Source organism: Psychromonas aquatilis (assembly GCF_038155185.1).
GTDB lineage: Bacteria > Pseudomonadota > Gammaproteobacteria > Enterobacterales > Psychromonadaceae > Psychromonas > Psychromonas aquatilis.
In genome coordinates, this window is record NZ_JBAKAZ010000085.1 from 1 (window position 1) to 8,307 (window position 8,307).

8 protein-coding genes are annotated in these 8,307 nt (G+C 35.9%); 4 read left to right on the forward strand and 4 right to left on the reverse strand.

The window, feature by feature from the left end:
• The first annotated feature begins 840 nt into the window (after positions 1-840).
• Positions 841-1,086, forward strand: a complete 246-nt coding sequence (locus tag V6256_RS14200; protein WP_341598890.1) for a hypothetical protein — start codon at positions 841-843, stop codon at positions 1,084-1,086.
• A gap of 67 nt (positions 1,087-1,153) precedes the next feature.
• On the opposite strand, the gene crp is transcribed toward V6256_RS14200, so the two are convergent.
• Entirely contained in the window at positions 1,154-1,792 is a 639-nt protein-coding gene (gene crp / locus V6256_RS14205; protein ID WP_341598892.1) for a cAMP-activated global transcriptional regulator CRP, read from the reverse strand.
• A 228-nt stretch (positions 1,793-2,020) separates the two neighbouring features.
• Positions 2,021-2,251 (reverse strand): YheU family protein, encoded by a 231-nt coding sequence (locus tag V6256_RS14210; RefSeq protein ID WP_341598893.1) that lies wholly within the window; start codon positions 2,249-2,251, stop codon positions 2,021-2,023.
• A 363-nt stretch (positions 2,252-2,614) separates the two neighbouring features.
• Here V6256_RS14210 and V6256_RS14215 point away from each other — a divergent pair, with 363 nt between their 5' ends.
• Positions 2,615-2,920 (forward strand): c-type cytochrome, encoded by a 306-nt coding sequence (locus V6256_RS14215; protein WP_341598894.1) that lies wholly within the window; start codon positions 2,615-2,617, stop codon positions 2,918-2,920.
• A gap of 52 nt (positions 2,921-2,972) precedes the next feature.
• Here the strand turns inward: V6256_RS14215 and V6256_RS14220 are convergent, their stop codons facing one another.
• The gene (locus tag V6256_RS14220) at positions 2,973-3,575 is read right to left on the reverse strand and encodes a peroxiredoxin C (RefSeq protein ID WP_341598895.1); all 603 of its coding nucleotides are present in this window, start codon (positions 3,573-3,575) and stop codon (positions 2,973-2,975) included.
• Between the two features lie 215 nt (positions 3,576-3,790).
• On the reverse strand, positions 3,791-4,567 hold the full coding sequence (gene menH / locus V6256_RS14225; RefSeq protein WP_341598897.1) for a 2-succinyl-6-hydroxy-2,4-cyclohexadiene-1-carboxylate synthase: 777 nt from the start codon (positions 4,565-4,567) through the stop codon (positions 3,791-3,793).
• 570 nt (positions 4,568-5,137) lie between these two features.
• On the opposite strand from menH, the gene menA reads away from it, so the two are divergent.
• Both menA and fusA read left to right on the forward strand, forming a co-directional pair.
• Positions 5,138-6,052, forward strand: coding sequence for a 1,4-dihydroxy-2-naphthoate octaprenyltransferase (gene menA / locus V6256_RS14230; protein ID WP_341598898.1), 915 nt, complete (start codon positions 5,138-5,140; stop codon positions 6,050-6,052).
• A 204-nt stretch (positions 6,053-6,256) separates the two neighbouring features.
• Positions 6,257-8,307: elongation factor G (gene fusA / locus V6256_RS14235; protein ID WP_341598900.1), on the forward strand; the 2,051-nt coding region annotated here is incomplete at its 3' end.

The window sequence follows — 8,307 nt, forward strand, 5'->3', positions numbered from 1 at the left end:
TAATTCAGTAAAATTGTGGCTCATACTAGCTCCTTTGTAAGAACCTTAATTAGATTACATATTTATCGGAAATGGTATAAGTAAATGCAATCAAGGTAACCAGTGAAGTGCTTTTTTTATTCATAGCATCTATCAGGGAGGCTGAAGCCACCGCCCCAAAACAACTCTCAGCTTTTGCTATGTTCGTTAGAAGATAGCTTTAAACATACGCAAAGAAGTCATTTTTCTTTTAGCTAACTTCAAGAAGTAACACTTTATCTCGGGGCGGTGACTTTAGTCTCCCTGCTTGCATCAAAGTAAAAAATCAAACAAAATTTATTGAAGTAAAATGCAATCAAGGTAATGAGTGAAGTGCTTTATTTCATTCATTACATCTACAACGGAGGCTGAAAAAAGGAGTCGCAGAGCTCCTTCGCTAATGAGACTAAGCCGGTGTTTAATTCACTCATCAACCCTAGATCTATACTTTTTGTGGCGGTGGTTGTATTATACCAATTATATTAAATAAGTGATCTAAATTTTGCGCAGGAAAAATGACTGAGTTCAAGGCGAAATTTGAGTTAAATAGTTGTTCTATTTGCGAAAATTACAACGAAGAAATAAGTTATTTTAACAAGTAAAATAGATCAGTTAATTAGTGTGATTGGTATTAGTTTAAAACCTATAATAATCGCAATACAACAAGAGTGGGCTTGTTCAATTATATTAAGATGTTTTACAATCTACTGTGATTACATAGTCATCTTGACGATGTGTCCCGAGATCAGCATCAAGAAGGCTTAATGAATATTAAAGTGTCTAGGGAAAGATCATAGTTTAGTTAAACAAGAGAGTTTAAATATGAGTAATGAAGAAAGTATCATCACTAACCTAGAAGATTTAGAGAAGTTCCTGATTTTAGTTGAAAGTGGTAGTTTAGGTTTATCAAATGTATCAGGTTTAGCGTTAGCGACAAATAATAAAGATGGGCGTAGATTTGTGGCTGTATTAGATGATAAACATCAATTGTTATTATCACGTTTGGTGACGGAAGAGGTGTTTCAAACGGGTCAAGATTTAGTTCGTAATGGGCCCACTAAACATTAATTTAACCCTGCTCTATAAAATAAAAAACCGCAATTAAGCGGTTTTTTATTAACTTATAATTGTTGTACTATCGAGTGCCGAAAACCACAATAGTTTTACCATGAGCAGAAATCAAACCTTGCTCTTCTAGCATTTTCAAAATACGACCAACAGTTTCACGTGAACAACCTACAATTTGCCCTATTTCTTGACGTGTGATTTTGATTTGCATTCCATCTGGATGAGTCATCGCATCTGGTTGTTTTGCAAGATCTAATAGTGTATTTGCAATGCGGCCAGTAACGTCTAAAAATGCTAAGTTACCTACTTTTTGACTTGTAACTTGTAATCTATTGGCCATTTGGCGAGATAAGCGCATTAGTATTTCTGGGTTAACTGTAATTAATTGCGTAAATTTCTTATAAGATATTTCTGCAACTTCACATGCTGCTTTTGCTTTCACAGAAGCACTTCGGATTGGCTCTTCTTCTTTATCGAATAGACCTAACTCACCAATAAAATCACCTTGGTTTAGGTAAGACAATATCATCTCTTTGCCATCTTCATCTTTAATAACAACTGCAACAGAGCCCTTGACGATAAAATATAGAGTATCAGCTTTTTCACCAGCATGGATAAGCATACTTTTAGCTGGGTACTTATGTGTATGACAATGTGATAAAAACCATTCTAATGTTGGATCGCTTTGGGGTTTGGTAATGATCATAAACTTCCCTTTGTCTAGTTGAATAGCTTATTGCTACTTCTTTTATTTTGGAGTGTCAAAAATAATAATAATAATTTGATTGTATCGTTTTATTTTAAACTCTGTATTGTTTATGAGTGAAAGTTGTTCAATAAATTAGACCCTGGTCATAAATCTTATTAATATATTTTTAAAATTTCTAAATATGTACTAACACTTGTTTTTTTATGGCTATAAACTAAAAAAATTTTATTTTAATTGCATTTTTTTCAGTTCTTCATGGCTAATTAAAGTAACACTTTCATTTAATTCAGAGTAGATAATATAAATACTCTTTAGTTTAATCTGTTGCAATATCTGATTAGCTTTTTGTTCTAAAGAATATTCGATTTCACCGTAATCTGTACCTTCTCTTAATATATATTGTTCGATTAAATTGTTTAACGTTATTTCATCTAGTTGTTCGTAAGGTATTATCATTTCATCAATAAACTCATGTTGAATGTTATTTAACAATACAATAAATCTCTCTTAATGTGTGGCTTTGTTAAAAAATAAATCGTGTCTAATTTGAATCATGCTATTTCATTTTACAAGGTAGTTAGGTCTGACTAATGAGCGGTATGATCTAATTTCACTTGATATCAGAGCCACTTTGTATAGCTTGTTGATATTTTTTATTAATCATAGAAAAGCGTATTTAAGTGTTTATGTGCTTTAATAACGTTGGTAATAGATAAAGTCATTGTATATGGGTGTATACTTTCAATGATTCTGTTCACTTAGCATAAATAAAGTGATATTAAGATTGTGACTAAATAATATTTTTAAATTGGATATGTTATGAATAAAAGGTTATTAGGTTTAATTTTTTTAGGTTTACCCTGTCTGGCAAATGCTGGTGATATTGAAGCAGGTAAAGCTAAGTCTGCTATTTGTGCAGCTTGTCATGGATCGGAAGGTGTCGCAACTTCACCTATTTATCCTAACCTTAATGGTCAAAATGAGGGTTACCTGAGTAGTGCCTTAAAAGCTTATAAGGCTGGACAGCGTAAAGGTGGATTATCATCGATAATGGTTTCTCAAGCTGTTGCCCTTAGCGATACTGATATCGAAGACTTAGCGGCCTACTTTTCTTCATTAAAATAGCCCGAGTAGAAAATAGCCTTAGTAGATTAGGCTATTTTCATTATTGCAAAGGTTAGAGATCATCAGAGTGGTTAGATAAGTAATCCGCAACCCCTTCTGGAGATGCTTCGATACCTGCCTTGTCTTTTGCCCACTGTGCAGGACATACTTCACCATGCTCTTCATGAAATTGTAAGGCATCAACCATACGTAACATTTCATCAATATTTCGACCTAATGGCAAATCATTGATTACTTGATGACGTATGATCCCATTTTTATCAATTAAGAACGAGCCGCGCAACGCAACACCTGCATCAGCGAGCTCTACATCATAGGCTTTACATATTTCATGTTTAATGTCTGCTACCAATGGATATTGTACCGCGCCTATGCCGCCTTTATTGATAGGAGTATTGCGCCATGCATGATGTGAAAATTGAGAATCAATTGAAATGCCAATGATTTCAACACCACGTGCTTGAAAGTCGCCAAAACGTTTATCAAATGCAATTAATTCAGAAGGACATACAAAAGTGAAATCTAATGGGTAAAAGAAAATAACGGTTTCTTTGCCATTTGCAAACTCACTAAGATTAAAGCTATCCACAATATCTCCATTACCTAACACGGCGGCAGCTGTGAAATCTGGCGCCTTTTTACCTACTAATACCATGTGCTTTTTCCTTTATATTCTTGTTAGTGTTTATACTCATTATTATGCTCGTCGTGTTTATTTAATTGGCTGGTAAGCCTGAAGCTAAAAGTAATTAATGAATATTTTATATTATCCGCTGCCCTTTTAATAAAGACGTTTGCGACAAATACCTTAAAGCTTATTAAGAGGGGACCATTACACTTTGCTATCGCAACCTTCATTATTAAGCAGCTTTAATTAAAGAGTTGTTTAATATTATCAGCATATTTCATTGGATCTTGTTGATGAAGATTATGGCCTAGTCCATCAAAGCAGCAAGTTTTTGCGTTTGTTGTATCTATTTTTTTTGCTAAAGCTGAAAGCTTAGTATCCAATTCTCCGAATAGGTAGATAATGGGTAAGTCGGTTTGATTTAGGAATGACCAAGCATTTTCTTGTTTAGCTAAACTAGTCGATAGCAACATATTCGCTAAAAATACGCCGTAGTTATGACATCTTTTTTCAATCATCTCTGTTTTCTTTTTAGTTGTGAAATCTTCAAAGATGCTTTGCTCATACCATTGATATAAACTTTCCTCCATTGCTTCGGTTGAAAAGCATTCTGCCCAGTTTAAATCAAATTGATATCGTTGCTTTTTCTGTTGATCATTTTCTAAGCCAATGTGGGATGACTCTAAAATTAACAGTGTTAAGTTAGGATCGTTTTGCGTGCGAGCATAATCTAAAGCAATACGGCCCCCTAAAGAGTAACCAACCATTACATAAGTACTTATATTTAGGCTATCTAAAGCAGATCTTATTAATTGATGGCAGTGAGCAAACCCATTATCCAGTGGTGCTAGGTTGCCTGCAGATAAACCATGCCCTGGTAAGTCGATTGTCACACAATGGAAGTCATTTTTAAGGTGGTTGATTATTTTTTCCCAATCTTTGCCGTTACCCAGAAACCCATGTAAAAAGACAATCGTTGGTTTATCTTTTGAGCCGTGCTCTTCTTTATATAAAGGCATCTTTGATTCGCTCCTTGGTGGTTTTTAATTGAATGGTCGTTAAACAATTATTAATCGACACGTTTATAGATGTGGTTCGATAATAGCGTGAAGATAACAGTGCGTTATTTAAAATGAATCTAAACTTTAGCAAGTAAGGTAATTGATAAAAATTAATAGGAAGCTGTTCGCAGATTTGTTGAAGGGCTAATCTGTGAGGTGTGTGATAAAAGACTTGTTGTCTGCCTTTGGGCACTAGTGATAAGTTAAAAATTTCGCCACCATTATTAGTTATAACACTGTTATAAAAACTTGTTGCCACTGGGTAATAAAGTGAAGTGAATTTACGTTATATCAAAAAAAAATATCAGCCATTAAGTACAATGACTTCTCTATTCACATATTGTCTGAGTAATATTCAATATATCGTGCAATTATTATTTTAAGCTTGAATATACTTATTGTATTCCAGAGGGTAAATAATAAGCCAATAGTATCTTTCAACATTTATGTTTTATAATGTAGCGCGTTACTCGCCGCATTTCTAGCATTGTAATCAAGTTCGTGAACAATATTTATGGGATATAATTAGTGAAATCATTTCAAGTTTGGGTACAAGCCTGTCGTTTACAAACCTTACCATTAGCTGCGGCTTCAATTATTGTTTCTGGCGGTTTAGCGTATCAACAGCAAAGCTTTAATCTTAGTATTTTTTTATTATCTTTATTAACCGCTTTGTTACTACAAATCCTTTCTAACTTAGCCAATGATTATGGGGATGCAGCAACGGGCGCGGATGATGTGCGTATTGGCCCCAAAAGAGCAATGCAAAGTGGCATTATTACTGTAAGCGCTATGAAAAAGGCTATTTGGATCGCTCTGTTGGTTTGCATGGTGTCAGGATTATCATTATTAACCACCTCCTTTGGCAGCAATTTGCAACAATGGCTTATATTTTTAGGCCTCGGCCTCGCAGCAATTATTGCAGCAATTACCTACACAATGGGTAAAATTCCTTACGGCTATAAAGCGATGGGCGATCTCTCGGTATTTATTTTCTTTGGGCTGTTAGGCGTTCTAGGTAGTTTTTATTTACAGACACTAACTTTATCACAGGAGATTATTTTACCTGCTGTGAGTATGGGACTGTTTAGTGCAGCTGTATTGAATGTCAATAATATGCGTGATGTGTATATTGATAAAGCGGCGAATAAAATTACATTAGTTGTTTTATTAGGGCGTAATAGGGCATTTCAATACCATCTTATTATTCTTGCATTGGCTATGTTCTGTGCTGCTTTATATATTTATATTTTACCTAACAGCGCACCATGGCAATACCTTTTTTTATTAACAGCTAGTCCCTTGATAAAAAGTTGTACTCAAATCAACCAAGCGATTAAAGAAGATGTCAGAGAAGGTGATATTTTTAATCAACAATTGAAAAATACCGCGATGAGTACATTTGTATTTTCAATTTTATTCTCGTTAGTCCTAATTACGTAATAATGATTAATTTTTATTCTGACAACTGTTTTTTCAGACAGGTTTTGATGGTTTTTGCAGTCATTTTGCAAAAAAAATGAAAATAAAGTCGAAAAAACCAACATATTTCCTCTTTTTTCAAAATACGGTGTTCTGTTTAAGCGCAAAGATTGTATAATGCCGCGGGAATATAGCCTCCAATTTTTTACATATAGAGTATAAAAAATGACAGATTTAAGTAAATACAGAAACATTGGTATTTTCGCGCACGTTGATGCGGGTAAAACCACTACTACAGAACGTATCCTAAAACTTACTGGACAGATCCACAAAACTGGTGAAGTACATGATGGCGAATCAACAACTGACTTCATGGAACAGGAAGCTGAGCGCGGTATTACTATCCAGTCTGCTGCTGTAACTTGTTTCTGGGATAATCATCGTTTTAACGTAATCGATACTCCTGGACACGTTGACTTCACTGTAGAAGTATATCGTTCTCTTAAAGTACTTGATGGTGGTATCGGTGTATTCTGTGGTTCTGGTGGTGTTGAGCCTCAATCAGAAACAAACTGGCGTTACGCTAATGATTCACGCGTTGCTCGTATTATTTTCGTAAATAAATTAGACCGTATGGGTGCTGATTTCTACCGCGTTGTTAAACAAACTGAAACTGTACTAGGTGCTAACCCACTAGTTATGGTTTTACCAATCGGTATAGAAGACGAATTCTCAGGTGTTGTTGATCTACTTACTCGTAAAGCTTACGTGTGGGATGACACTGGTCTTCCAGAAAACTACTCTTTAGAAGACGTTCCTGCAGACATGGTTGACCAAGTAGAAGAATACCGTGAAAAATTAATTGAGACTGCATTAGAGCAAGATGAAGATCTACTAATGGAGTACTTAGAAGAAGGTACAGAACCTTCTATGGAAGACATCAAACGTTGTATCCGTACTGGTACTCGTACAATGGACTTCTTCCCAACTTACTGTGGTTCTGCGTTCAAAAACAAAGGTATGCAACTTATTCTTGATGCTGTTGTTGATTACTTACCTTGTCCAACAGATGTTGATCCACAACCGCTTACTGATGAAGAAGGTGAGCCAACAGGTAAATTTGCATTAGTTTCTGCTGACGAATCTTTTAAAGCATTAGCATTCAAAATTACAGATGACCGTTTTGGTTCATTGACTTTCGTACGTATCTACTCTGGTAAGCTTAAAAAAGGCGATACCATCATGAACGCTGCAACAGGTAAAACTGAGCGTGTTGGTCGTATGTGTGAAATGCAAGCTGATGATCGTAACGAACTTACTTCTGCACAAGCGGGTGATATCATCGCTATCGTTGGTATGAAGTCTAACGTTCAAACTGGTCACACACTATGTGATCCTAAAGATCCAATCATTCTTGAAGCAATGGTATTCCCAGAACCAGTAATCTCTATCTCTGTAACACCTAAAGATAAAGGTTCTACTGAGAAAATGGGTATTGCGATTGGTAAAATGGTTGCAGAAGATCCAACATTCCGTGTTGAAACAGACCAAGATTCAGGTGAAACAATCCTATCTGGTATGGGTGAACTTCACTTAGATATCAAAGTTGATATCCTAAAACGTACTTACGGTGTTGAGTTAGTTGTAGGTGAACCTCAAGTTGCTTACCGTGAAACAATCACACAAGCAGTTGAAGATTCTTACACGCACAAGAAACAATCTGGTGGTTCTGGTCAATTCGGTAAAATCGATTACCGTATCAAGCCAGGTGAACCAGGTTCTGGCTTTACGTTCACATCTACTGTTGTTGGTGGTAACGTACCTAAAGAATTCTTCCCTGCAATCGAGAAAGGTTTCGAAGGCATGATGGATACTGGTGTACTAGCTGGATTCCCTGTACTTGACGTTGAAATTGAGCTTTACGATGGTGGTTTCCACGCCGTGGATTCATCTGCAGTTGCATTTGAATTAGCAGCACGTGGTGCATTCCGTCAGTCTATCCCTAAAGCGGGTGCTCAACTTCTTGAGCCAATGATGTCTGTAGATGTATTTACACCAGATGATCACGTTGGTGACGTTATCGGTGACCTTAGCCGTCGTCGTGGTATGATTGCTGGTCAAGAAGCTGGTGCTTCTGGTGTTCGTATTAAAGCTGACGTACCTCTTTCAGAAATGTTTGGTTACATCGGATCTCTACGTACAATGACTTCAGGTCGTGGTCAGTTCTCTATGGAGTTCAAAAACTACATGCCTTGTCCAGCTGCTGTAGCTGAAGC

Bases quoted from the DNA above. Each gene is read 5' to 3' on its own strand.
- V6256_RS14215 (WP_341598894.1), top strand. From the start codon at position 2,615: ATGAATAAAAGGTTATTAGGTTTAATTTTTTTAGGTTTACCCTGTCTG.
- V6256_RS14220 (WP_341598895.1), bottom strand. From the start codon at position 3,575: ATGGTATTAGTAGGTAAAAAGGCGCCAGATTTCACAGCTGCCGCCGTG.
- menH (WP_341598897.1), bottom strand. From the start codon at position 4,567: ATGCCTTTATATAAAGAAGAGCACGGCTCAAAAGATAAACCAACGATT.
- crp (WP_341598892.1), bottom strand. From the start codon at position 1,792: ATGATCATTACCAAACCCCAAAGCGATCCAACATTAGAATGGTTTTTA.
- V6256_RS14200 (WP_341598890.1), top strand. From the start codon at position 841: ATGAGTAATGAAGAAAGTATCATCACTAACCTAGAAGATTTAGAGAAG.
- V6256_RS14210 (WP_341598893.1), bottom strand. From the start codon at position 2,251: ATGATAATACCTTACGAACAACTAGATGAAATAACGTTAAACAATTTA.